Origin of the sequence: Streptomyces sp. NPDC047841 (genome assembly GCF_040704085.1) — a bacterium.
Taxonomy (GTDB): domain Bacteria; phylum Actinomycetota; class Actinomycetes; order Streptomycetales; family Streptomycetaceae; genus Streptomyces; species Streptomyces argyrophylli.
Genome location: NZ_JBEYRP010000011.1, coordinates 288,964 through 310,608 on the forward strand (window position 1 = coordinate 288,964; position 21,645 = coordinate 310,608).

Genomic DNA, 21,645 nt, shown 5'->3' on the forward strand with positions numbered 1-21,645 from the left:
CCCCGACACCCTCAGCCGATGCCGAACGAGCCGTCGGGGGGCTCGGGTGACGGTACGGCGTCCGCGTCCTCCACCGGCCGCGCCGCACCGATGAACTCCCGCACCGCCGCACCGTGTTCCACCCGCGCCGGAAAGACGTCCGCCGCGGCTCGCCGGGCCGGCGTCGCGGTGTCCAGCGGCCGGTGCGAGGCGACGACCACCGCGTTCCCGAACCGCCGCCCGCGCAGCACGGCCGGCTCCGCGATCAGCGCCAGCTCCTCGAACACGGACGCCAGCGCGGCCAGTTGGGACCGCAGGAACGCGAACGGCGCCGCGTCCGCGAGGTTGGCCAGGTACACCCCGTCGGCCCGCAGCACCCGCTCGGCCTCACGGACGTAGGCGAGCGTGGTCAGGTGCGCCGGCACCCGGGACCCGCCGAAGACATCGGCGACCAGGACGTCGGCGTGGTCGTCCGGCGCGTCCTCCAGCCACGCCCGGGCATCGGCCGCGTGCAGCATGATGCCCGAGCCCGCCGGCAGCGGCAGCCGCTCGGTGACCAGCTCCAGCAGGCCCCGGTCGGCCTCGACGACGTCCTGCCGGGAGCCGGGGCGGGTGGCGGCGAGGTAGCGGGGAAGCGTGAGCGCGCCCCCGCCCAGGTGCACCGCGTCCACCGCCCGCCCGGCCGCGGCCACGGTGTCCAGGACGTACCCCAGCCGCCGCGCGTACTCGAACTCCAGGTACTCCGGATCGTCGAGGTCGACGTACGACTGCGGTGCCCCGTCGACCGTGAGCAGCCAGGCCCGCTCACGGTCGACGTCGGGCATCAGCTTGGCGGTGCCGTGATCGGTGGTGCGGGTGACGGGTATCGATGCGTTCACCTCTCCATTGTCGGCGTCCGCGGCCCCGGCCCTTCACCCCACGGCGACGACCGTCCCCGCTCCCACGGTCCGCCCGCCCTCACGGATCGCGAAGCCGAGCCCCGGCTCCAACGGCACCTCCCGTCCCAGCTCGACGCTCATCTCGACCGTGTCCCCCGGCCGGGCCACGGCCACCTCGCCGAGGTCCACGGAGCCCACGACGTCCGCCGTCCTGATGTAGAACTGCGGCCGGTACCCGCTGACGACCGGCGTCGTACGGCCCCCCTCCCGCGCGGACAGCACGTACACCCGCGCGGTGAACCGCCGGCCCGGCACCACGCTGCCCGGCGCCGCGACCACGTGCCCGCGCCGGACGGCGTCCCGGGGCACCCCGCGCAGCAGCAGCGCCACGTTGTCGCCGGCCTGCGCCTCCTCCATCGGCTTGCCGAAGGTCTCGATGCCGGTGACCACGGTGTCGGTGTCCGCGCCCAGCACCGTCACCCGGTCGCCCAGCCGGAGGGTCCCGCGCTCCACGGCCCCGGTCACGACCGTGCCGCGCCCGGTGATGGTCAGCACGTTCTCGACCGGCAGCAGGAACGGCGCGTCCAGGTACCGCTCCGGCACCGGCACGTAGGTGTCCACGGCGTCGAGCAGCGCCTCGACGGACGCCGTCCAGCGCGGGTCGCCCTCCAGGGCCCGCAGCCCGGAGACGCGGACGACGGGTACGGCGTCGCCCGGGTACCCCTGGGCGGTGAGCAGGTCGCGGACCTCCAGTTCGACCAGGTCGGTCAGCTCCTCGTCGCCCGCGTCGGCCTTGTTCAGCGCGACCACGATGTGGTCGACGCCGACCTGCCTGGCGAGCAGGACGTGTTCGGCGGTCTGCGGCATGATCCCGTCGAGCGCGGAGACGACCAGGACGGCCCCGTCGAGCTGGGCGGCGCCGGTGACCATGTTCTTCACGTAGTCGGCGTGGCCGGGCATGTCGACGTGGGCGTAGTGCCGGGTGTCGGTCTCGTACTCGACGTGGGCGATGTTGATGGTGATGCCGCGGGCGGCCTCCTCCGGGGCGCGGTCGATGCGGTCGAACGGGACGAAGGTGCCGGTGCCGCGCTCCGCGAGGACCTTGGTGATGGCGGCGGTCAGGGTGGTCTTGCCGTGGTCGACGTGACCCATGGTGCCGATGTTCAGGTGCGGCTTGGTGCGCACGTAGGCCGTTTTGGACATGGCTGTACCTCGAAGCCTCTCAGCCGTGACAGAAGACGCGGGACCCCGGGGACCGGCCGACCCTCCCCCTGCGGGGTCCGCCGGACGGTCCGGGGAGGGTCAGCTTCGGGCGCCGTCGACGGCGGCCGCGAGGTGCGGGACGGCAGCCTTCGGAGCATCCGCGACGGCGGATGCTGCGACGTGGAAGGCGTACCGGAACATGCCGTCGATCATCGCCGACGGCACGTCCGGCGTCGAATGGTTTTCCGGCTCCGTTCGCTGCCGCGATGCCGGTGCTGGATACATCGACCTTCCGGACGTGGCTTGCGACGCCTTGCGGACGGGCGTTCCCTGGAAGACAGGGGGTGACGCTCGACGCGGAGGTGACAGACGTGAAAGCCGTCGTCTACGAAGAGCCTTTCAGCGTGGTGGTGAAGGAGGTCCAGGACCCTCACATCCAGCACCCCAACGACGTCCTCGTACGGGTCACGTCGACCGCCATATGCGGGTCGGACCTGCACATGTACGAGGGCCGCACGGCGGCCGAGGCGGGCATCGTCTTCGGGCACGAGAACCTGGGCATCGTCGAGGAGGTCGGCGACGGGGTGACCTCCCTGTCCGAGGGTGACCGCGTCGTGATGCCCTTCAACGTCGCCTGTGGATTCTGCAAGAACTGTCTCGTCGGGAAGACCGGGTTCTGCCTGACGGTCAACCCCGGATTCGCCGGCGGGGCCTACGGTTACGTGGCGATGGGGCCGTTCATCGGCGGGCAGGCCGAGCGGCTGCGGGTGCCGTACGCCGACTTCAACTGCCTGAAGCTGCCCCCGGGCGAGGAGTTCGAGACGGACTTCGTGCTGCTCGCGGACATCTTCCCGACCGGCTATCACGGTTGCGAACTCGCCCAGGTGTCCCCCGGTGAGTCCGTGGCCGTCTACGGCGCCGGACCGGTGGGCCTGATGGCCGCCTACTCGGCGCTGCTGCGCGGTGCGGCGAAGGTCTTCTCCGTCGACCGGGTGCCCGAGCGGCTGGCCAAGGCGGAGGAGATGGGGGCCATCCCCATCGACTTCACCCAGGGCGACCCGGCGGAGCAGATCAAGGAGCAGACCGGAGGTGAGGGCACCGACAAGGGCGTCGACGCCGTCGGCTACCAGGCCCAGAGCCACGACGCCAGCCACGAGGAACCCGCCATCGTCCTCAACGAGTTGGTCGAGACGGTACGCCCGACCGGCATGCTCGGCGTACCGGGTCTGTACGTGCCCTCGGACCCCGGCGGCCCCGACGAGCACGCCAAGAAGGGCCAGCTGCTGGTCTCCATCGGCCGGATGTTCGAGAAGGGCCAGCAGATGGGCACCGGCCAGTGCAACGTCAAGCGGTACAACCGCCAGCTGCGCGACATGATCATCGCCGGGCGGGCCAAGCCCAGTTTCGTGGTCTCCCACGAGCTGCCGCTGGACCAGGCACCGCAGGCGTACGAGAAGTTCGACAAGCGGATCGAGGGCTACACCAAGGTGGTCCTGCACCCCGGTCACGCCCTGGCCGCGTGAGGCACGGGTCCAGGCGCCCTGAACGCCTGGACCCCTTCTCGTCCACCCCCTCCTTCACCGGCGCCCCCAAACGGCGCCGGTGCCGTCCCGTGACGGTCCCGGGACACAGCTGACGGCGATCACACACGTTCGTCGGCTAATGTCATCGGATGCTCGATGCCAACCGCTCTGGCACCGCCACGGCCTCTCCCCGGGCCGCCGCCCAGGAGCTCGTCGTCCCCGTTCTCCCGCTGCGCCCCGCCGGGTTGGCGGCCCGCTGCACGCGTGCGCTGCTCTCCCCGTACGCGCGTCTGTCGCTGCTGGTCGCCCTGCTCGTGGGTGCCGCCGCGTGCGTGCTGCTGTTCGAGCCGCAGCGGCTGCTGACGCACGGCTGGCCGCCACAGCTCGGCGGGACCGCGGCGGCCGTCGTGTTCGCGGCGGCGTACGGGCTGTGCACCGTGGCGTTCGTGCCGCGCCCCTTGCTGAACCTGGCCGCGGGCGCGCTGTTCGGCTCGCAGCTGGGACTGGCCACCGCGCTGACGGGCACGGTGCTCGGGTCCGGGGTGGCCTTCGGGCTGGGCCGGCTGCTCGGGCAGGACGCGCTGCGCCCGCTGCTGCGGGGGCGCTGGCTGCGCGCGGCCGACGGGCAGCTCAGCCGGCACGGGTTCCGGTCCATGCTGGCCCTGCGGCTCTTCCCCGGGGTGCCGTTCTGGGCGGCGAACTACTGCGCGGCCGTCTCCCGCATGGGCTGGCTGCCCTTCCTGCTGGCCACCGGTCTGGGCTCGATCCCCAACACCGCCGCCTACGCCGTCGCCGGCGCCCGCGCCTCGGCACCGACCTCCCCGGCCTTCCTGATCGCGATGGCCTGCATCGCCGTACCGGCGCTGGCGGGCACGGTGGTGGCCTGGCGCAAGCGCCACCAGTTGCGCGGCCGGTGAGCGGCGGCGCCCGTCCACCGGGGAGGGCCTTCCATGTGGTCCAGCGTCATCGCCGTGGCCGGCACGCTGCTCGGCGGCGCGTTCACCGCGCTGCTCCAGTCCCGGCGTGAGCGGGCCGCCCGCGCCGAGCGGAGGGCCGAGGCACTGCGCGTGGCGCTGGGCGAACTGGTGGCGGCCCTGGGTGACCACCGGCGGGCCCTGTGGCACCGCGAGGACCTGCGCCTGAACGGCGCGGGCCAGGACGTCACCGAGGCGGCACGGGCGGCGACCCACGCCACCCGCTCCGCCGTCACCGCCCCCTTGGTCGCGGTGTCCGTTCTCGAACCGTCCCTGGCGCCGGCGGCCCGCCAGGCGGCCCTGGCCGCGTTCGGCCTGCGCGACGCCGCCGACCACACCGTGCCGGCCGCGCGCCGGGAGGCGGCCATCGCCGCGACCGACGAGCTGGTGGCCGCCGCCGGGCGGGCCATGGCCTGGTGACCGGCGGCCCGGCGCTGTCCTGACCGCTCGGCTCCCCTGCCGGGGCCCTGGGCTCAGACGCCTTCCAGGATCATCGCGTTGGCGAGCCCGCCCGCCTCGCACATGGTCTGCAGGGCGTAGCGGGCGCCGCGTTCGCGCATCGCGTGGACCAGGGTCGTGGTCAGGCGGGTGCCGCTGGCGCCGAGGGGGTGGCCGAGGGCGATGGCGCCGCCGTGCACGTTGACCTTGGCGAGGTCGGCGCCGGTCTCCTGCTGCCAGGCGAGCACCACGCTGGAGAAGGCCTCGTTGACCTCGAACAGGTCGATGTCGTCCAGCTTCAGTCCGGCCCGGCGCAGCACCTTCTCGGTGGCCGGGACGACCCCGGTGAGCATGAGCAGCGGGTCGGATCCCGTCACGGCGAAGCTGTGGAGGCGGGCCAGCGGGCGCAGGCCGAGCCGGGCCGCGGTGTCGCTCGAGGTGATCAGGACGGCCGAGGCGCCGTCGTTGACGGGGCTCGCGTTGCCCGCGGTGACGTTCCACTCGATCTGCGGGAAGCGCTCGGCGAAGCCGGGGTCGTAGTAGGCGGGCCTGAGTCCGGCGAGGATCTCGGGGGTGCTGTCCGGGCGGACGCACTCGTCGCGGGCGACGCCGTCGAGGGGGGCGACCTCGGCGTCGAAGAGTCCGGCCCGCCACGCGGCGGCGGCCTTGTGGTGCGAGGAGACGGCGAACTCGTCCATCCGCGCGCGCGTGAGGGACCACTTGGCGGCGATGAGTTCGGCGCTGATCCCCTGCGGGACCAGGCCGTCCGGGTAGCGCTCGGCGACGCCGGGCCCGAACGGGTCCTTGCCGGCGGGCACGTTGGACCACATCGGCACCCGGCTCATCGACTCCACACCGCAGGCGACCACGAGGTCGTACGCGCCGGAGATCACGCCCTGCGCGGCGAAGTGGACGGCCTGCTGGGAGGAGCCGCACTGGCGGTCGACGGTGGTCGCCGGGACGGACTCGGGGAGGCCCGCGGCGAGCACGGCGTACCGGGTGGTGTTCATGGCCTGCTCGCCGACCTGGTCGACGGTGCCGCCGATCACGTCGTCGATCAGCGCCGGGTCGACGCCGGAGCGCTCGACCAGGGTGCGCAGGGTGTGCGCGAGGAGTCGCACGGGGTGGACGTGGGCGAGGGAGCCGTTCGGCTTGCCCTTGCCGACGGGGGTGCGTACGGCTTCGACGATGACCGCGTCTCGCATGGCGCCGGCCTCCAGCTTCATCGGACGAGCTACCGGTGAGTAGGAAATACGAACTCACCATAGCCCCTTGGGTTGGAAATTCAAACCCTCCTCTAGACTGACCGCATGGCCGCCACGAAGGATTCGCGTCCCTGCTCCATCGCCGACGCCCTCGCGGTCGTCGGCGAGAAGTACTCCCTGCTCGTCCTGCGGGAGGTGTGCCTGGGCAACGGCCGCTTCGACCAGCTCGTACGCAACATCGGCGCCCCGCGCGACATCCTGTCCACCCGGCTGCGCCGCCTGGTGGAGGCCGGCATCCTCACCAAGCGCCTCTACAGCGAGCGCCCCCAGCGCTTCGAGTACCGGCCCACGCAGGCCGGGCTGGAGCTGGAGCCCGTCCTGATGACCCTCAAGGAGTGGGGCGACCGGCACCTGCGCAAGGGCGTCGACCTGCCCATGGTCGTCGAGCACAGCTGCGGCGAGGAACTGGTGCCGGTGGTCACCTGCCGGGCCTGCGGCGACCCCGTGCGACACGAGGACCTGACGGCCCGTCCGCAGACCCCCGGCTGGACCGTCACCGGGCCGTCGGCCGCCTAGGGCCTGTCTGACAATTCGCGTCGTCGCCCGGAGGGCGGACGACGGGAGTTTGACGACAGGCCCTAGCGCCCGCCCGGCAGCCTCCAGGAGGGACCTCGCCGTCGCGCTGCCGGCGGGGCCCGCTACGCTTCCTCCGTCACATGATCACCTCTTCACCCCTCAGCGCTTGGACGCCATACCTTCATGTCTTGGTTTGAATCCCTCGTCCTCGGACTCGTCCAGGGGCTGACCGAGTTCCTGCCCGTCTCCTCCAGCGCGCACCTGCGGCTGACCGCGGCGTTCTCGGGCTGGAAGGACCCGGGGGCGGCCTTCACGGCCATCACGCAGATCGGCACGGAGGCCGCGGTCCTCATCTACTTCCGCAAGGACATCGGCCGGATCGTCTCGTCCTGGTTCCGTTCGCTGTTCGACAAGGCGATGCGGCGCGACCACGACGCGCAGATGGGCTGGCTGGTGATCGTCGGCTCCATCCCGATCGGGCTGCTGGGCGTGACGCTGAAGGACCAGATCGAGGGGCCGTTCCGTGATCTGCGGATCACCGCCACCATGCTCATCGTCGTCGGCGTGGTCATCGGCATCGCCGACCGGCTGGCGGCCCGCGACGAGACCGGCGGCCGGCACCGGGCGCCCAAGCAGCGCAAGACGCTGGAGAACCTCGGCGTCAAGGACGGCCTGATCTTCGGCCTCTGCCAGGCCTGCGCCCTCATCCCCGGCGTCTCCCGCTCCGGCGCGACCATCAGCGGCGGCCTGTTCATGGGCTACCGGCGCGAGGCCGCGGCCCGCTACTCCTTCCTGCTCGCCATCCCGGCCGTCCTCGCCTCCGGCGCCTTCGAGGTGAAGGACTCGCTGGGCGAGGGCCATGTGGACTGGCCGCCCACCCTGTTCGCGACGGTGATCGCGTTTGCCTCGGGCTACGCCGTCATCGCATGGTTCATGAAGTGGATCTCCAACAAGAGCTTCATGCCGTTCGTCTGGTATCGCATCGCCCTCGGCGTGGTGATCATCGCCCTGGTCGGCGTCGGCGCGCTGAGCCCGCACGCGGCGGAGTCGGCCGACTGACCCGACCGCCCCACCCTCTCTGTTTCGGACATCTTCGCGCCCGCGGCGGCCCGCCCACGACCTGGGCAACGCCCCGCGGGCGCCGCCCTGTTCGCCGCCACGGACGGATGACCGGCCGCGACCGGTGACCAAGCCCATACCTTCTCCGTAGCCACCCGGTAGCGCACGGTCAGCCCTTGCCCCTAGGCTGGTCGCCATGTCCCCCGAATCCCCGTCCCCTGGTTCCGTGCGCTCCGCTGCCGAGGTGAACGAGCAGATCCGGGCGCTGTGGCTGCGTGCGGCCGGCACCCTGTCGGCCCAGGAGCGCGCGGAGTACGAGCTGCTGGTGATCGAGTGGGCCGAGGCGATCCGCGCCGAGGTCTTCGAGGCGGCCTGACCCGGCCCCGCGCGCCCTGGCCGGCACCCGCGTCCCCGCGGGCCTCCCGCCCCCTACGCCCGCAGATGGGCCAGTACCTCGTCGGCCACCGGATACGGCCGCTCCTGCGGCAGCAGCTCCTTCGCCCGCTCCAGCTCCCCCGCCCGCACCAGCCCGTGGATCTCCGTGGCCAGCGGCGTGACGTCCTCGATGCCGACGATCCACTCGTCGGCGTACCGGGCCGCCGCCTCCCCGGCGAGGCCGAGCTGCAACGACCGGTGCGGCAGCGGGTTCAAGTGCAGATCCCGCTCCGGGTCCCACTGCACCCGGGCGGGGCAGCGCGCCAGCTCCGCCTTCCAGGCATCCTGGTCCGCGTGGAGCGCCGGCACGTAGTGGGACAGGCAGGCGTGGCGCAGGGCCCACTCGAAGCCGTCCCGGCCGATCTCGACGGCCAGGACGGTCTCCTGGTTCTCCTTGGTGCCCCAGCCGCAGCGGTACATCATCCACAGGAACGACGGCTTGATCCAGGTCATCCGGTCCCGCTTCCAGGCGGACGGGAAGCGTCCGGCGCGGGCCGCGGCCCGGCCGATCTCCGGGCGGTACGCCTGGTAGACGGTGACCGTGGTCTCGGTGTGCCGGGCGCGGACACGGAACCGGGGCTCCGCGCCGACGAGTTGCTCGTTCTGTCCGTTCACCGGGACAGGTTCGGCCGTGCGACCCGCCCGGCACCACCGAATATTCACCCCGCACACCTCTTGGCTGCGCGCCCGCCGTGCCCAACACTGTGCCGATGACCCAGCGTGCGGAGTTCGCGACCGTGAGGGACCGCCTGGCCGTGGACGACCTGGTCACCGCGTACGCGGTGGCGGTGGACGACGGCGACTGGACGGCGTACCGAGGGCTGTTCACGGCGGACGGACGCGCCGACTACCGCTCGGCGGGCGGTGTGGAGGGCGACGCCGGCCGGGTCGCCGCGTGGCTCGCCGAGAGCCTGGCCCCGCTCGCCGTGCGCCAGCACCTGATCGTCAACCGCCGGGTCCGCTTCGGCGTCCTGGACCAGGACACCGGCGACACCGCCCGCGTGCGCGCCGACTACCTCAACCCCATGGGCTTCACCGACCCCGGCGGTTCCGCCGCCCCGGACCTGGTGTGCGGCGGCCGCTACGACTTCGGGCTCCTGCGCACCGCCGAGGGCTGGCGCCTGAGCGAGGTCGTCGCACACGAGAAGTGGCGCCGCGGTCCGGGCGCCCCGTAACGGCGCGAGCCCGCGAGGGGCGCGGGGCGGCAGCACGCCGTACGGCCGCCGGACCCCGGCCGGAAGGCGCTCGGCCTCCCGCTCACCGCGCACACTGGACCCATCGCTGGGTAGGGAGGCTCCCTATGAGAACGATCAATCGCTGGCTGACCTCCCCCTGGCGCCGCTCGGCCGCCGCCGCCCTCGCCGGCGCCCTGCCGGTGCTGTCGTTCCCGGCCCCCTCGCTGTGGTGGTTCGCGTACATCGCGCTGGTGCCGTGGATCCTGCTCGCCCGCTCCGCGCCGACCGGGCGACGGGCCGCGTACGACGGCTGGTGGGGCGGCGCCGGCTTCCTGACGGCCGTCCACCACTGGCTGCTGCCGAGCCTGCACGTGTTCATCTTCCTGATCGCCGCCCTGCTGGGCCTGCTCTGGGCGCCCTGGGGCCTGCTGGTGCGCCGGTTCCTGGGCGGGGCGCCGTCGGCGGGCCGGTGCGCCGCCGCGCTGGTGGTGCTGCCCTCGGCCTGGCTGGCGGTGGAACTGGTCCGGTCCTGGCAGGGGCTCGGCGGGCCGTGGGGCATGCTCGGCGCCAGCCAGTGGCAGGTGGGGCCGGCGCTGCGGCTGGCCTCGGTCGGCGGTGTCTGGCTGCTCAGCTTCCTGGTGGTGGCCGTCAACGTGGCCGTGGCCGTGCTGGTCGCCGTCCGCGCGTCGCGGGTGCCGGCGGTGGCCTCGCTGGTCGCCACGGCCGCCGCGACCACGGCCGCGTGGGCCTGGGCGCCGCGCCCGGACGTCGACGGGCGGGTGCGGATCGCCGTCGTCCAGCCGGGGATAGTGGCCGGACAGGAGAGCGGTGACAAGCGGTTCGACCAGGAGGAGCGGCTGACCCGGCGGCTCACCGGGCAGGGGGCCGACCTGGTGGTGTGGGGCGAGTCCAGCGTCGGCTTCGACCTGGACGACCGCCCCGACCTGGCCCGGCGGCTCGCCGCGCTGTCCCGCCAGACCGGTGCCGACATACTGGTCAACGTGGACGCCCGCCGCTCCGACCGGCCCGGCATCTACAAGAGTTCGGTGCTGGTCGGCCCGGACGGCCCGACCGGCGACCGGTACGACAAGATGCGGCTGGTCCCGTTCGGCGAGTACATACCGGCCCGTTCGCTGCTCGGCTGGGCCACCTCGGTGGGCCGGGCCGCCGGCGAGGACCGGCACCGCGGCGCGGAACAGACCGTGATGAACGTCGGGCACGGGCTGCGGATCGGCCCGCTGATCTGCTTCGAGACCGCGTTCCCCGACATGAGCCGGCACCTCGCCGAGGACGGTGCGGACGTCCTCCTCGGCCAGTCGTCCACCTCGTCCTTCCAGCACAGCTGGGCGCCGGAGCAGCACGCCTCGCTGGCCGCGCTGCGCGCCGCGGAGACCGGCCGCCCGATGGCGCACGCCACCCTCACGGGCGTCTCGGCGGTGTACGGCCCGGACGGGCAGCGCCTCGGCCCCTGGCTCGGCACCGGCGCGAGCACCGCGCGCGTGTACGAGGTCCCGCTCGCGCACGGCGTCACGCCGTACGTCCGCTACGGCGACTGGCCGGTGGACGCGGCACTGCTGGTGCTGGCCACGCTGTGCGTGACCGAGGGGGCGCGGGCGCTCAGGCTGCGCCGCAGCGGTCCTGAACCGCTCGGACCACCCGCTCGCACAGTTCATGGGTCGCCAGCGCGTCCCTGGCGCTGAGCGGCTTCCCGGCCCGCACGGCGTCGAGGAACGTGAGGGCCGCCTGCTCGATGCCGCGCTGGCGGGCCACCGGAACCCAGTCGCCGCGCCGGCGCACGGTCGGCTGCCCCTTGTGGTCGATCACCTCGGCGAGGTTGACCACCTGGCGCTTGGTGTCCTGTCCGGACACCTCCAGGATCTCCTCGGTGGAGCCGCTGAGCCGGTTCATCACGCCGAGCGCGGTGAAGCCGTCGCCGCCGAGCTGGAGCACGACGTGGTGCAGCAGCCCGCCCTCGGCGCGGGCGCGCACGGTGACGTCGTCGACCGGGCCCGGCACCAGGAAGCGCAGGGTGTCGACGACGTGGATGAAGTCGTCCAGGATCATCGAGCGCGGTTCCTCGGGCAGGCCGACCCGGTTCTTCTGCATGAGGATCAGCTCGCGCGGGTGGTCCAGGCACTGGGCGTACCCGGGGGCGTACCGGCGGTTGAAGCCGACGGACAGCGGCACGCCCCGCCGCTCGGCGAGTCCCACGAGCCGTTCGGAGTCGGCGAGTTCGTAGGCGAGGGGCTTGTCCACGTACGTCGGCACACCGGCCTCCAGCAGCCGGGTGACGATCTCGGGGTGGACGGCGGTGGGGGCGTGCACGAAGGCCGCGTCGAGACCGGCGGCGAGCAGCGAGTCCAGGGTGGTGTGCCGCTGCTCCCGGGGCAGGTGCAGGCTGTCGCCGACCCGCTCCAGGGTGGCGGGCGTACGGGTCTGCAGGTGCAGGTCGACCCCTGGCTGCGCGCCGAGCACCGGCAGATACGCCTTCTGCGCGATGTCCCCGAGTCCGATGCAGCCGACCTTCACGTGCTCTCCCCTACGGCTTGCCAGCGTGTTTCCTGCCGGAAGCATACGGGGGCCGTCGTCCGGCGATGCCGCCGAAGCCGACGGGAGGAAAGGGGCCCTCCAGTCCCGCACGGGCCGCCGGCGGCGGCTGGACGTCAGCTTCGGTACGGCGCGTCCCCCGGCGGAGGGTACGCGGCCACCCGTACGGGGATCGGATCCGGTGTCCCCGGTGCCAACGCGGCCGCCGGCCAGCAGAGTTGCGCGGGTGCATCGAACGACGACCACCGCAGCGCTTCTGGTCACCGTGGCCGTCTCGGCCCTCACCGGCTGTGTGACGGTGCGGCACGCGGGGCCGGCGGCGCCGCCGCCGGACAGCGCGCCCTCGCAGCCGGAGGCGCCCCGGCCGGACGGCAGCGCGGAGCCCCGGGTGGTGCAGGCACCGGTCCGCGAGGCGCTGGAGAGGACCGGCCCGTCCCGGGGTCCGGAGCGCTCCGGGCCGCCCGGCCGGCACCGGGCCCCGGCCGCGCCCGAGGTCACCCGCCGTCCGCCGGCCCCGCCCGGGCCCCCGCTCCCGGCCCCCTCCCGCCGGCCGCACACCCCCGTGCCCCTCCCACGCCCGGCGGTGACCGGTCCTGCTGATGTCTGCGCCCTGGGCACGACGTACGGCGGCTGGCAGCGGGACAGTCCGCAAGCGCGGATCTGCGCACAGGCCTACGGCAGCCGGCCGGCGACCCGGACGCGGTGAACTCCCACCCCGGCCCGCCTAGACGAGTCATTCCGAATGCTGACGGTGCGTCTGGGAACGTAGGCAGGGCGTCCAAGATCGATCTGTGACGAATGACCTGGACGCCCTGCTGACCGCACTGTACGTGAAGATCGACGACGAGATCGGAGATTGCCGATGGCTGGGCCGCCCGCCGCGGTTGACCGACTCCGAGCTCGTCTGCCTCGCCGTCGCCCAGGCGATGCTGGGCTTCGCCTCGGAGTCCCGGTGGCTGCGGTTCGTCCACTCCCGCCTGGGCGCATTGTTCCCGTACGTGCCGAAGCAGCCGGGCTGGAACAAGCGGCTGCGGGCCGCGCTGCCGTTGGTCAAGCGGGCGATACGGCTTCTCGCGACGGACACCGACTTCTGGTTCGACAACCACTGGATCATCGACTCCACCCCGGTGGAATGCGGCCGCTCGCGGCCCACGGTGAAACGGTCGGACCTGGCCGGCTGGGCCGGATACGGATACTGCGCCTCCCACTCCCGGTTCTTCTGGGGCCTGCGGTTGTACCTGGTGTGCACCCCGACCGGGATGCCGATCCTGTGGGCCCTGGCGAACCCGAAGCTGGACGAGCGCGAGGTGCTCACCGCGATGCTGGACCGCGAGCCGGGCACGGTCACCGACCGGCCCGGCCTGCTGCTGATCGCGGACAAGGGCTTCGCCTCCAAGGAGTTCGAGGCCGATCTGGCCTTGCGCGGGGCCGAGCTGCTGCGGCCGTCGTTCAAGCGGGAGAAACGCCGCAAGGGCGAGTCCCTGCTGAAATCGGTGCGGCAGCTGATCGAGTCGGTGAACGACACCCTCAAGGGCCAGTTCGACCTGGAACAGCACGGCGGTCGGACCTTCGAGGGCGTCGCAGTCCGCGTGGCCCAGCGTGTCCTCGCGCTGTCCGCGGCGATCTGGCACAACCACAAGACCGGGCAGCCGGTCATGCGATCCCTGATCGCCTACGACCACTGATCACATCGGAATGACTCGTCTAGCCCTGACGCTGCGGTCTCCAGCCCTCGTCGCCCGGGGTGCCGTCCTCCCCGAGCCGCAGTGCCAGACGGCTGATCTCGGACCGGACACCCGCGCCGTATCCGTCGTCCGCGAGGCACCGCGCGGTGCGGCGGGCCTCGCGCAGATGGCTGCGGGCGGCCTCGGCGCGGCCCAGCTTGGCGTAGTCGGCGGCCAGGTTGAGGTGCAGGGAGGGAAAGAAGCCGCGCACGCTCGCCGGGTCGGCGCCCACGCGGCCGTCGGCGATCTCCTCCGCCGCCGACAGCGCCCGCAGGTCCCAGGCGAGTTCGTCCGCCGGGTCGTCCTGGGTGTCGGCCAGGTAGTGGGCCAGGGTGCAGCGGTGCAGCGGGTCGCCGTCCTCGCCGACCTCCGCCCACAAGTTCAGGAAGCGGCTGCGGGCCTCTTCGCGGTCGCCTCCGTGGTGCAGCATCACGACCTGCCCGATCCGCGTCAGCACGGCGTCCGGCGCCGCCTGTTCCTGTCGCTCCGCCACGGGGTCCCTCCGGGCCGTCGGCAATGGTCCGCTGCTGACGCTAACCGGCGCGCACCGGATTCCCGGACAGGCGGCGCCGTCGTGCCGACGGCCGGTGGGCGACTACGGGCCCGCGGGCCGTTCCCCCGGCCCCCGCCGCCGTCAGCCCAGGTTCGGGATGCGCCAGTCGACCGGCTCGTGGCCCTGCGCGGCGATCGCGTCGTTGATCTGCGTGAACGGGCGGGAGCCGAAGAACTTCTTCGCGGACAGCGGCGAGGGGTGCGCGCCCTTGACCACCACGTGCCGGGTCTCGTCGATCAGCGGGAGCTTCTTCTGCGCGTAGTTGCCCCACAGGACGAAGACGGCCGGGTCGGGCCGGGAGGCCACCGCGCGGATCACCGCGTCCGTGAACTTCTCCCAGCCCTTGCCCTTGTGCGAGTTGGCCTCGCCGGCCCGGACCGTGAGGACCGCGTTGAGCAGCAGCACGCCCTGCCGGGCCCACGGCATCAGATAGCCGTTGTCCGGGACGGGCAGGCCCAGCTCCTGCTGCATCTCCTTGTAGATGTTCCGCAGGGAGGGCGGGGTCTTCACGCCGGGCCGGACCGAGAAGCACAGGCCGTGGCCCTGGCCCTCGCCGTGGTACGGGTCCTGGCCCAGGATCAGGACCTTCACCCGCTCGTACGGCGTGGCGTCCAGCGCGGCGAAGACCTCCTCGCGCGGCGGGTAGACCGGACCCCTCGCCCGCTCCTCCTCGACGAACTCGGTCAGCTCCTTGAAGTAGGGCTGCTGCAGCTCGTCGCCCAGAACCCCGCGCCAGGACTCGGGCAGCATGGCGATGTCGGTCACGTCAACGTCCTCACGGTGTCGATCAACTACGGCGTGCGGTCACTCCAGGTCTCCGAACCTACAGGCGACCACTGACAACCGGTGCCGCGAGGACCGTCCGCCGGACCCGGCAGCCCGGCTCACCAGCTGGTCTTGCGGTGCAGCGTCCACATCATCATGATCGTCGAGGGGTCCAGGGCCTGCTCGCCGCCGGAGATGTCGACGCTGGCCGCGAGGAACTGCCGGCCCTGCCACAGCGGGATCAGCCGGGCGTCGTTCACCATGATCCGCTGGGCCGCCTCCACGTCCTTGACGGTCCGGGCGCGGTCGCTCTCCGCGCGCGCGTGGGGCAGCAGCCGGCCGGTGATCTCCTTGGCCGGGTAGGGCGTACCGAGCGCGTTGTGCTCGCCGACGAACGGGGCGATGAAGTTGTCGGCGTCGGGGAAGTCGGGGAACCAGCCGCGCCCGAACACCGGGTACTCGCCGTTCTGGTAGCCCACCACATAGCTCTTCCAGGGCCGGCTTCTCAGGGTGATGCTGAACAGGCCGGAGCCGTCCAGCTGCCGCTTCAGCTCGCGGAACATCAGGGCCGTCTCGGAGCCGTAGCGGTCGGTGGTGTACCAGAGGGTGAGGGGCACGGGCCGGGTGATGCCGGCGTCGGAGAGGATCGTGCGGGCCTTGGCGGCGCTCGGTTCGCCGTAGTCGTCGAAGAACGGGGTGGCGTGGCCGGTCAGCCCCTTGGGGACCATCGAGTACAGCGGGTCGACGGTGTCCTTGTAGACCTTGTGCGCGATGGCGCCCCGGTCCACGATCTGGGCGATGGCCTTGCGCACGGCGGGCTGCCTGGCCCAGGGGTCCTTGGGGTTGAACACCAGGTAGCTGATGTCGGTGCCGGCTCCGTCGACCAGTTGCAGGTCCTCGCTGCCGTGCTCCTGCAGGGCGAGGATGTCGTCGGCGGCCAGGCCGCGGTAGGTGACGTCGATCCGCTTGTTCCGCAGCGCCTCGACCATGCCGGCGGAGTCCTTGAAGTACCGGATGGTCACCGCGTCGTTCCGCCGCTGGGCGAAGCCCTGGTACTTGTCGTTGCGCACCAGGACGGCCTTGCCGCCCTCCTCGTAGGACTGGAGCCGGTACGGGCCGGAGCCGTGGACCGTGGCGTCCTTGCGCAGGGAGTTGGCGGGGTAGTCGTCCGGGTCGACGATCGACATGGCGGGCGTGGCCAGCACGAACGGGAAGGTCGCGTCGGGCTGGTTGAGGTGGAAGACGATCTCGCGGTCGCCGTGGGTCCGGACGCGGTCCAGGCTGCCGAGCAGTCCGGCGGGGCCGCCGGGGGCGTCGATGGTGCGGATGCGGTCGATGGAGTGGCGTACGGCCTCGGCGGTCAGCGGGTCGCCGTCGGCGAACTTCAGGCCGGGGCGCAGCTCGCAGCGGTAGGTGCGGCTCGTGGAGTCGGTGAAGGAGCAGCTCTCGGCGGCGTCGGGCTGGGGGGTGGTGGCGCCGTTCGGGTAGGCGAGGAGCGTCTGGAAGATGTTCCGGTACAGCTCCCAGGAGCCGTCCCAGGCACCGGCCGGGTCCAGGGTGCTGGGGGCGCTGGTGGTACCCACGACGATCGGACCCTGGCTGTCGGGGTCGCCGTCGGACAGCAAAGTGCATCCGGCCACCAGCGATATGGACGCGATCGCCGCGACTCTCCGCAGGAATCGGTTCCGGTTGAACACGCGCACGCTCCTCGATCCGCCGTGCCAAGGGTCGGCAGACCATACCGCAGCGTTCGAGGCCCTGAACCTGCCCGAATTCAGGCCGTGTTGATCGACTGAGCGGTGACGACGTTGTCATTCCGCTGTGCGGACGCTGTATCCCCTCCCGGGCGCCGATCCGTCCGAAAATCGACGCCCGGAAGAGATGCGCGGCTCAGCCCACGCCGGCGTTGAGGAAGATGCCGCCGTCCACGACGAGGGTCTGACCGGTGATCCAGTCGGACTGCTCGGAGGTGAGGAACGCGGCGGCCCCGCCGATGTCGGAGGGCACACCGAGCCGGCCGAGCGGGTAGGCGGCGGCCGCCTCCTCCTCGCGGTTCTCGTACAGGGCCTGGGCGAACTTGGTCTTGACGACGGCCGGGGCGATCGCGTTGACCCGCACCCCGGGCGCGAACTCGTGCGCGAGCTGCTGTGTCAGGTTGATCATCGCGGCCTTGCTGACGCCGTAGGCGCCGATGAAGGGCGAGGGCGCGAGGCCCGCGATGGAGGCGATGTTGACGATCGCGCCGCCGTTGTCCTTCTGCCAGGCGTGCCAGGTCTTCTGGGCGAAGCCGAGCGCGGAGATCACGTTGGTCTCGAAGACCTTGCGGGCGACGTTCAGGTCGAGGTCCGCGATCGGGCCGAACACCGGGTTGGTGCCCGCGTTGTTGACGAGGAAGTCGACCCGGCCGAAGGCCTCCATGGTGCGTTCGACGACCTCGGTCTGGTGGTCGAGGTCGTGGGCCTTGCCGGCGACGCCGATGACCCGCTCGGCGCCGAGCTTCTCGACGGCCTCCTTCAGGGCGTCCTCGCCCCGGCCGGTGATGCACACGCGGTCGCCGCGCGCGATCAGCGCTTCGGCGACGCCGTAGCCGATGCCTCGGCTGGCGCCGGTGACGATCGCGACCCTGCCGGACGGCTCCGGGAGTTCAGTCATGTCCGTGTTACCCCTGGGTCCTTAGTTGAGCGGTCCGCCGGCGACGTACAGCACCTGGCCCGAGACGAAGCCGGCCGCCTCGCCGGTGAAGAACGCGATGGCGTTGGCGATGTCCTCGGGCTCACCGACGCGCTGCACCGGGATCTGGGTGGCGGCGGCCTTCTTGAAGTCGTCGAAGCCCATGCCGACCCGGTCGGCGGTGGCCTTGGTCATCTCGGTGGCGATGAAGCCGGGGGCGACGGCGTTGGCGGTGATGCCGAACTTGCCCAGCTCGATGGCGAGGGTCTTGGTGAAGCCCTGCAGACCCGCCTTGGCGGCCGAGTAGTTGACCTGGCCGCGGTTGCCGAGCGCCGAGGAGGAGGAGAGGTTGACGACGCGGCCCCAGCCGGCGTCGACCATGTGCTTCTGGACTGCCTTGGTCATCAGGAACGAACCGCGCAGGTGCACGTTCATGACCGTGTCCCAGTCGGAGGCGCTCATCTTGAACAGCAGGTTGTCGCGCAGCACGCCCGCGTTGTTGACCAGGATCGTGGGGGCGCCCAGCTCCTCCACGATCCGGGCGACGGCCGCCTCGACCTGCGCCTCGTCGGAGACGTCCGCGCCGACCGCGACGGCCTTGCCGCCGGCCGCGGTGATCTTCTCGACGGTGTCCTTGCAGGCGGCCTCGTCCAGGTCGATCACGGCGACCGCGCGGCCCTCGGCCGCCAGTCGTACGGCGGTTGCGGCGCCGATGCCGCGCGCCGCGCCGGTGACGACCGCGACCCGCTGTTCAGTGGTGGACATTGCTGTGTCTCCTCGCCCTTGAGAGAACCTGTCGGGTCCTCGGAGAGGACCCCCTGGTGCGGTGAGCGACCGCTTAGTACCTTCAGCACCCGTGACGCTAGAAGCCCTGGCACCCGGTGTCAACGGCACGTCGGCCCGGTGTGATCCATTACCTCACCAGGAGGTCCAGCAACCGCTCCGTCTCGGCCGCCGGGTCGGCCGTCAGGCCGGTGTGCACGGGGCCGGGCTGGACCACGGTGGAACGGGGCGCGATCACCCAGCGGTAGCGGCGCCCCGCGTCGTCGCCCGCGGCCTGTCCGGCCTGGTCGCCGCCCGCGCAGTGCCGCTCGATCGCACGCAGCGCGGCCCGCACCCCGGCGACGTCGGCGGCCGGGTCCAGCGCGAGCAGCCGGGCCTCGTCCAGATGGGTGGCGGCACCGACGTAGCCCCGGGCGCGGCAGTACACGACCACGCCCGCGTTGATGCACTCCCCGCGCTCCACCCGGGGCACGACCCGCAGCAGCGCGTACTCGAACACGTCCCGGTCGCCGCCCTGGCCCGCCCGGGTGATGTGCCGCTCGGTCACATGGCCGGCCATGTGGATGTGGCGCTCGCTCACTTGCCCTCCCCCGTCACGGAGCCGCTGGTGGTGCCGATGCCGGTGATCCGCCCGGCGATGACGGCCGCCCGCGCGAGCAGCGGCCGTGCGTAGGCCCGGCGCAGGTCGTCCGGTGTGCCGAAGCCGGGCTCGCCGTCCAGCCAGGCGTCGGGGATCTCGGCGGTGACCTCGGCCAGCAGGTCCTCGGTGACCCGGGGGGCCAGCTCGGCCGCGGCGGCCGTGACGTCGGGGGCGAAACCGGCGAGGGCGTGGTCCGAGGCGTCGTAGGGACGGGCCGCCGAGGCCTCGGCGCCGGGCCAGTTGTGATGCCAGATCATGGTGGCCCCGTGGTCGATGAGCCACAGTTCGCCCTGGTGCACGAGCAGGTTGGGGTTGCGCCAGGAGCGGTCGACGTTGTTGATCAGCGCGTCGAACCAGACGATCCGGCCGGCCTCCTCGGGGCTCACCGGGAAGGCGAGCGGGTCGTAGCCGAGGGCGCCGGACAGGAAGTCCATGCCGAGGTTGGTGCCGCCACTGCCCCGGAGCAGGTCCTGTACCTGCTGCTCTGGTTCGCCGAGCCCGAGGACCGGATCCAGGTGGACGGTGACCAGGCGGGGCATGCGGAAGCCGAGGCGCCGGGCGAGTTCGCCGCACACCACCTCGGCGACCAGCGTCTTGCGGCCCTGTCCGGCACCGGTGAACTTCATGACGTACGTGCCGAAGTCGTCGGCCTCGACGAGCCCCGGCAGCGAACCCCCCTCACGCAGCGGCGTGATGTAGCGGGTCGCGGTGACCATCTTGAGCACTTCCCGGGCCATCCATCTCTTCAGCCTCCGGCATGAAGAGAGCATAGTAACCGAGAGTGACCGTGGGTGAGGAGTGCCCTGGTCACCGCTTTCGGCGCGGCCCGCGACGCCGGGACGGTCCGCACGGCGGGCCTCAGGTCTCGTCCCGCAGTCTCCGCCAGGCGCGGGTGCGGCGCAGTACGTAGAGGCAGACCAGCAGGACGGCCGCCTGAAGCCCTATGGCCAGCAGCCAGAAGACCGCCCTGCTCTCCAACTCGTTGGTCATGAACGCGAAGTTCATGCCGAAGAAGCCCGTCAGGAACGACAGCGGCAGGAAGATCACCGACACGATGGCCAAGCGGTTGATCACACCGTTCTGCTCGCCCGCGACCAGGGACCCGTAACTGGCGAAGGCCCGGCGGGTGGCCTCCTGCAAGGACCCGATGTCCGCGAGGACCAGGCGGACCGCGCGCTGCAACTCCTGGGCGAGCCGCTGCCGGTCCTCCGGGAAGTCGCGGCTCATCATCCTGCGGCTGATCATCTCCTCGACCACCTGGACGTACGGCAGCAGCGAGTGGTGCAGCAGGGCGGCCCGGCGGCGCAGGTGGGACAGGCGGTAGACCTGCTCGGGGCGCCGCTGCGCGAACATGTCGTCCTCCAGCTCCTCCACCTGGAGCAGGGCGGCCACCGCGGCACGGCGGAACGTCGCCAGCGCCTCCTGGAGCACCAGGAACAGCGTGGCCACGGCATCGTGCGGCTTCTCCCGCCGCAGGTGCGTGGTCAGCTCCTCCGCGAAACGGGCCCGGCCCCGGTGGGAGACGACCAGGTGGCGTTCACCGGCCAGGACGTGGAGATGGGCGACCCGGCCGCCCTGGACCACCGGAACGACGAAACCGGCGAGGTCGCCCAGGAACTCGGCCCGCGCGGACTCCCCCGCGCGGCCGAACCACGCCAGCTCCTCCGCCTCCAGGCCGAGCCGGCGGGCCAGTGGCTCGCCCTCCTCGCCCTCCTCCGCGGGCTGCTCGACGTCGAGCAGCAGGAAGGCGTCGAGGGCGAGCCGCCGGCGCGCCTCCGCCACGGAGAGGCGCGTGGTGGCCGCCTCCGGCATCGACACCGTCCTTATGATCATCGCCCTCACCGCGGTCCTCGCCCGGCCCCCCGCGTGCCCGGCCCTCAGTCGAACGTGCGGGGCGCGCCCTGCCGCCCCACGCACAGGGCCCAGATGACGAACCCGGAGAAGGCCATCAGAACGATCGACCAGACCGGGTAGTACGGCAGCGAGAGGAAGTTGGCGATGATGACCAGCGAGGCGATGGCCACTCCCGAGACGCGGGCCCACAGAGCGCCCCCGAGGAGACCGAAGCCCACCAGCAGCGCGACGGCGCCGAGGATCAGGTGGATCGAGCCCCAGCCCGTGAGGTCGAACCGGAAGACGTAGCTGCGTGTCGCGAGGAACACGTCGTCGTGCGCGATCGCCATGATGCCGCGGAAGACGTCCAGCAAACCGGAGAGCAGGAGCATGACGGCGGCGAAGGCCGTGAGGCCGGTGGCCCATTGTTGTTTGACGGTGGGTGTGGACGCGGTGTGTGCGGCGGGCATCGTGCGACCTCGTTTCTGTGCTGTGCGCCGTGTTCGGCGCGCCGTGGCGGAGACGGTCCGGCGCGTGCGCGCCGCGGGCGGTCCCGCGACCTCGCCCAAGGGGTGTCCTCCCGGGCGGTGCGGCGGATGCTCTCTGCCTCCGTCCGGGTCCGCGTCCGGTGGCCGTCCCGTGCGCCCAGCGTGCGCGGGGCGGGCCGCGGCCGCCTCACCCGGTA

The 21,645-nt window shown here is 72.3% G+C and carries 25 protein-coding genes; 10 read left to right on the plus strand and 15 right to left on the minus strand.

Annotated features, from left to right (window positions below; genetic code table 11):
* Positions 1–11 precede the first annotated feature (11 nt).
* The 3 genes from AB0947_RS20510 to AB0947_RS20520 all read right to left on the minus strand — a co-directional run bounded on the left by AB0947_RS20510 (position 12) and on the right by AB0947_RS20520 (position 2,345).
* Positions 12–857 (minus strand): fused MFS/spermidine synthase, encoded by an 846-nt coding sequence (locus AB0947_RS20510; RefSeq protein WP_366751755.1) that lies wholly within the window; start codon positions 855–857, stop codon positions 12–14.
* Between the two features lie 33 nt (positions 858–890).
* Positions 891–2,060, minus strand: a complete 1,170-nt coding sequence (gene tuf / locus AB0947_RS20515) for an elongation factor Tu (RefSeq protein WP_366751756.1) — start codon at positions 2,058–2,060, stop codon at positions 891–893.
* A gap of 99 nt (positions 2,061–2,159) precedes the next feature.
* A complete protein-coding gene (locus AB0947_RS20520; RefSeq protein ID WP_366751810.1) occupies positions 2,160–2,345 on the minus strand; it encodes a hypothetical protein in 186 nt (61 codons plus the stop codon).
* Positions 2,346–2,431: 86 nt separating this feature from the next.
* Here AB0947_RS20520 and AB0947_RS20525 point away from each other — a divergent pair, with 86 nt between their 5' ends.
* The 3 genes from AB0947_RS20525 (at position 2,432) to AB0947_RS20535 (ending at position 4,977) form a co-directional block, all read left to right on the plus strand.
* Positions 2,432–3,583, plus strand: coding sequence for a glutathione-independent formaldehyde dehydrogenase (locus AB0947_RS20525; protein WP_366751757.1), 1,152 nt, complete (start codon positions 2,432–2,434; stop codon positions 3,581–3,583).
* A 149-nt stretch (positions 3,584–3,732) separates the two neighbouring features.
* The gene (locus AB0947_RS20530) at positions 3,733–4,500 is read left to right on the plus strand and encodes a VTT domain-containing protein (protein WP_366751758.1); all 768 of its coding nucleotides are present in this window, start codon (positions 3,733–3,735) and stop codon (positions 4,498–4,500) included.
* 33 nt (positions 4,501–4,533) lie between these two features.
* Positions 4,534–4,977 carry a protein kilB gene (locus AB0947_RS20535; RefSeq protein ID WP_366751759.1) on the plus strand — a complete coding sequence of 148 codons (444 nt, stop codon included), beginning with the start codon at positions 4,534–4,536 and terminating at the stop codon, positions 4,975–4,977.
* Between the two features lie 53 nt (positions 4,978–5,030).
* Here the strand turns inward: AB0947_RS20535 and AB0947_RS20540 are convergent, their stop codons facing one another.
* On the minus strand, positions 5,031–6,200 hold the full coding sequence (locus AB0947_RS20540; RefSeq protein ID WP_366751760.1) for a thiolase family protein: 1,170 nt from the start codon (positions 6,198–6,200) through the stop codon (positions 5,031–5,033).
* Between the two features lie 105 nt (positions 6,201–6,305).
* On the opposite strand from AB0947_RS20540, the gene AB0947_RS20545 reads away from it, so the two are divergent.
* The 3 genes from AB0947_RS20545 to AB0947_RS20555 all read left to right on the plus strand — a co-directional run bounded on the left by AB0947_RS20545 (position 6,306) and on the right by AB0947_RS20555 (position 8,211).
* Positions 6,306–6,776 (plus strand): helix-turn-helix domain-containing protein, encoded by a 471-nt coding sequence (locus tag AB0947_RS20545; RefSeq protein WP_171158398.1) that lies wholly within the window; start codon positions 6,306–6,308, stop codon positions 6,774–6,776.
* Between the two features lie 183 nt (positions 6,777–6,959).
* Positions 6,960–7,835, plus strand: coding sequence for an undecaprenyl-diphosphate phosphatase (locus tag AB0947_RS20550; RefSeq protein ID WP_366751761.1), 876 nt, complete (start codon positions 6,960–6,962; stop codon positions 7,833–7,835).
* Positions 7,836–8,031: 196 nt separating this feature from the next.
* A complete protein-coding gene (locus tag AB0947_RS20555; RefSeq protein WP_366751762.1) occupies positions 8,032–8,211 on the plus strand; it encodes a hypothetical protein in 180 nt (59 codons plus the stop codon).
* A gap of 53 nt (positions 8,212–8,264) precedes the next feature.
* Here AB0947_RS20555 and AB0947_RS20560 read toward each other — a convergent pair whose 3' ends face one another.
* Complete coding sequence (locus AB0947_RS20560; RefSeq protein WP_366751763.1) at positions 8,265–8,885, minus strand: DUF4291 domain-containing protein; 621 nt, start codon at positions 8,883–8,885, stop codon at positions 8,265–8,267.
* A 95-nt stretch (positions 8,886–8,980) separates the two neighbouring features.
* On the opposite strand from AB0947_RS20560, the gene AB0947_RS20565 reads away from it, so the two are divergent.
* Together AB0947_RS20565 and lnt are read left to right on the plus strand one after the other, a co-directional pair.
* Positions 8,981–9,445 carry a nuclear transport factor 2 family protein gene (locus AB0947_RS20565; protein WP_366751764.1) on the plus strand — a complete coding sequence of 155 codons (465 nt, stop codon included), beginning with the start codon at positions 8,981–8,983 and terminating at the stop codon, positions 9,443–9,445.
* A 125-nt stretch (positions 9,446–9,570) separates the two neighbouring features.
* Positions 9,571–11,145: an apolipoprotein N-acyltransferase gene (lnt, locus tag AB0947_RS20570; RefSeq protein ID WP_366751765.1), complete on the plus strand. Its 1,575-nt coding sequence runs from the start codon at positions 9,571–9,573 to the stop codon at positions 11,143–11,145.
* On the opposite strand, the gene AB0947_RS20575 is transcribed toward lnt, so the two are convergent.
* Complete coding sequence (locus AB0947_RS20575; protein WP_366751766.1) at positions 11,063–11,974, minus strand: Gfo/Idh/MocA family oxidoreductase; 912 nt, start codon at positions 11,972–11,974, stop codon at positions 11,063–11,065. The two genes, lnt and AB0947_RS20575, sit on opposite strands and share 83 nt — an antisense overlap.
* Before the next feature lie 244 nt (positions 11,975–12,218).
* On the opposite strand from AB0947_RS20575, the gene AB0947_RS20580 reads away from it, so the two are divergent.
* Both AB0947_RS20580 and AB0947_RS20585 read left to right on the plus strand, forming a co-directional pair.
* Positions 12,219–12,698 carry a hypothetical protein gene (locus AB0947_RS20580; protein ID WP_366751767.1) on the plus strand — a complete coding sequence of 160 codons (480 nt, stop codon included), beginning with the start codon at positions 12,219–12,221 and terminating at the stop codon, positions 12,696–12,698.
* A gap of 85 nt (positions 12,699–12,783) precedes the next feature.
* Positions 12,784–13,677: an IS982 family transposase gene (locus AB0947_RS20585; RefSeq protein ID WP_366751768.1), complete on the plus strand. Its 894-nt coding sequence runs from the start codon at positions 12,784–12,786 to the stop codon at positions 13,675–13,677.
* A gap of 19 nt (positions 13,678–13,696) precedes the next feature.
* On the opposite strand, the gene AB0947_RS20590 is transcribed toward AB0947_RS20585, so the two are convergent.
* From AB0947_RS20590 to AB0947_RS20630, 9 genes are all read right to left on the minus strand, one after another.
* Complete coding sequence (locus AB0947_RS20590) at positions 13,697–14,209, minus strand: hypothetical protein (RefSeq protein ID WP_366751769.1); 513 nt, start codon at positions 14,207–14,209, stop codon at positions 13,697–13,699.
* Positions 14,210–14,350: 141 nt separating this feature from the next.
* Positions 14,351–15,034, minus strand: coding sequence for a uracil-DNA glycosylase (gene ung / locus AB0947_RS20595; RefSeq protein ID WP_366751770.1), 684 nt, complete (start codon positions 15,032–15,034; stop codon positions 14,351–14,353).
* 119 nt (positions 15,035–15,153) lie between these two features.
* Positions 15,154–16,731 (minus strand): ABC transporter substrate-binding protein, encoded by a 1,578-nt coding sequence (locus AB0947_RS20600; RefSeq protein ID WP_366751771.1) that lies wholly within the window; start codon positions 16,729–16,731, stop codon positions 15,154–15,156.
* Positions 16,732–16,924: 193 nt separating this feature from the next.
* Positions 16,925–17,686, minus strand: coding sequence for an SDR family oxidoreductase (locus AB0947_RS20605; RefSeq protein WP_366751772.1), 762 nt, complete (start codon positions 17,684–17,686; stop codon positions 16,925–16,927).
* Between the two features lie 21 nt (positions 17,687–17,707).
* The gene (gene fabG, locus AB0947_RS20610; protein WP_225810971.1) at positions 17,708–18,469 is read right to left on the minus strand and encodes a 3-oxoacyl-ACP reductase FabG; all 762 of its coding nucleotides are present in this window, start codon (positions 18,467–18,469) and stop codon (positions 17,708–17,710) included.
* 148 nt (positions 18,470–18,617) lie between these two features.
* The gene (locus tag AB0947_RS20615) at positions 18,618–19,067 is read right to left on the minus strand and encodes a DUF3037 domain-containing protein (protein WP_366751773.1); all 450 of its coding nucleotides are present in this window, start codon (positions 19,065–19,067) and stop codon (positions 18,618–18,620) included.
* Complete coding sequence (locus tag AB0947_RS20620) at positions 19,064–19,852, minus strand: HipA family kinase (protein ID WP_366751806.1); 789 nt, start codon at positions 19,850–19,852, stop codon at positions 19,064–19,066. The genes AB0947_RS20615 and AB0947_RS20620 overlap by 4 nt, the downstream gene beginning before the upstream one ends.
* 133 nt (positions 19,853–19,985) lie before the next feature.
* The gene (locus AB0947_RS20625; RefSeq protein WP_366751775.1) at positions 19,986–20,960 is read right to left on the minus strand and encodes a CorA family divalent cation transporter; all 975 of its coding nucleotides are present in this window, start codon (positions 20,958–20,960) and stop codon (positions 19,986–19,988) included.
* A 44-nt stretch (positions 20,961–21,004) separates the two neighbouring features.
* Entirely contained in the window at positions 21,005–21,430 is a 426-nt protein-coding gene (locus tag AB0947_RS20630; RefSeq protein ID WP_366751776.1) for a hypothetical protein, read from the minus strand.
* Positions 21,431–21,645 lie beyond the last annotated feature (215 nt).

Excerpts from the sequence above, each read along its gene's own strand:
- AB0947_RS20530 (WP_366751758.1), top strand. The coding sequence starts at position 3,733 with ATGCTCGATGCCAACCGCTCTGGCACCGCCACGGCCTCTCCCCGGGCC.
- fabG (WP_225810971.1), bottom strand. The coding sequence starts at position 18,469 with ATGTCCACCACTGAACAGCGGGTCGCGGTCGTCACCGGCGCGGCGCGC.
- AB0947_RS20545 (WP_171158398.1), top strand. The coding sequence starts at position 6,306 with ATGGCCGCCACGAAGGATTCGCGTCCCTGCTCCATCGCCGACGCCCTC.
- AB0947_RS20555 (WP_366751762.1), top strand. The coding sequence starts at position 8,032 with ATGTCCCCCGAATCCCCGTCCCCTGGTTCCGTGCGCTCCGCTGCCGAG.
- AB0947_RS20605 (WP_366751772.1), bottom strand. The coding sequence starts at position 17,686 with ATGACTGAACTCCCGGAGCCGTCCGGCAGGGTCGCGATCGTCACCGGC.
- lnt (WP_366751765.1), top strand. The coding sequence starts at position 9,571 with ATGAGAACGATCAATCGCTGGCTGACCTCCCCCTGGCGCCGCTCGGCC.
- AB0947_RS20550 (WP_366751761.1), top strand. The coding sequence starts at position 6,960 with ATGTCTTGGTTTGAATCCCTCGTCCTCGGACTCGTCCAGGGGCTGACC.
- AB0947_RS20535 (WP_366751759.1), top strand. The coding sequence starts at position 4,534 with ATGTGGTCCAGCGTCATCGCCGTGGCCGGCACGCTGCTCGGCGGCGCG.
- tuf (WP_366751756.1), bottom strand. The coding sequence starts at position 2,060 with ATGTCCAAAACGGCCTACGTGCGCACCAAGCCGCACCTGAACATCGGC.
- AB0947_RS20630 (WP_366751776.1), bottom strand. The coding sequence starts at position 21,430 with ATGCCCGCCGCACACACCGCGTCCACACCCACCGTCAAACAACAATGG.
- AB0947_RS20540 (WP_366751760.1), bottom strand. The coding sequence starts at position 6,200 with ATGCGAGACGCGGTCATCGTCGAAGCCGTACGCACCCCCGTCGGCAAG.
- AB0947_RS20520 (WP_366751810.1), bottom strand. The coding sequence starts at position 2,345 with ATGTATCCAGCACCGGCATCGCGGCAGCGAACGGAGCCGGAAAACCAT.
- AB0947_RS20565 (WP_366751764.1), top strand. The coding sequence starts at position 8,981 with ATGACCCAGCGTGCGGAGTTCGCGACCGTGAGGGACCGCCTGGCCGTG.
- AB0947_RS20625 (WP_366751775.1), bottom strand. The coding sequence starts at position 20,960 with ATGATCATAAGGACGGTGTCGATGCCGGAGGCGGCCACCACGCGCCTC.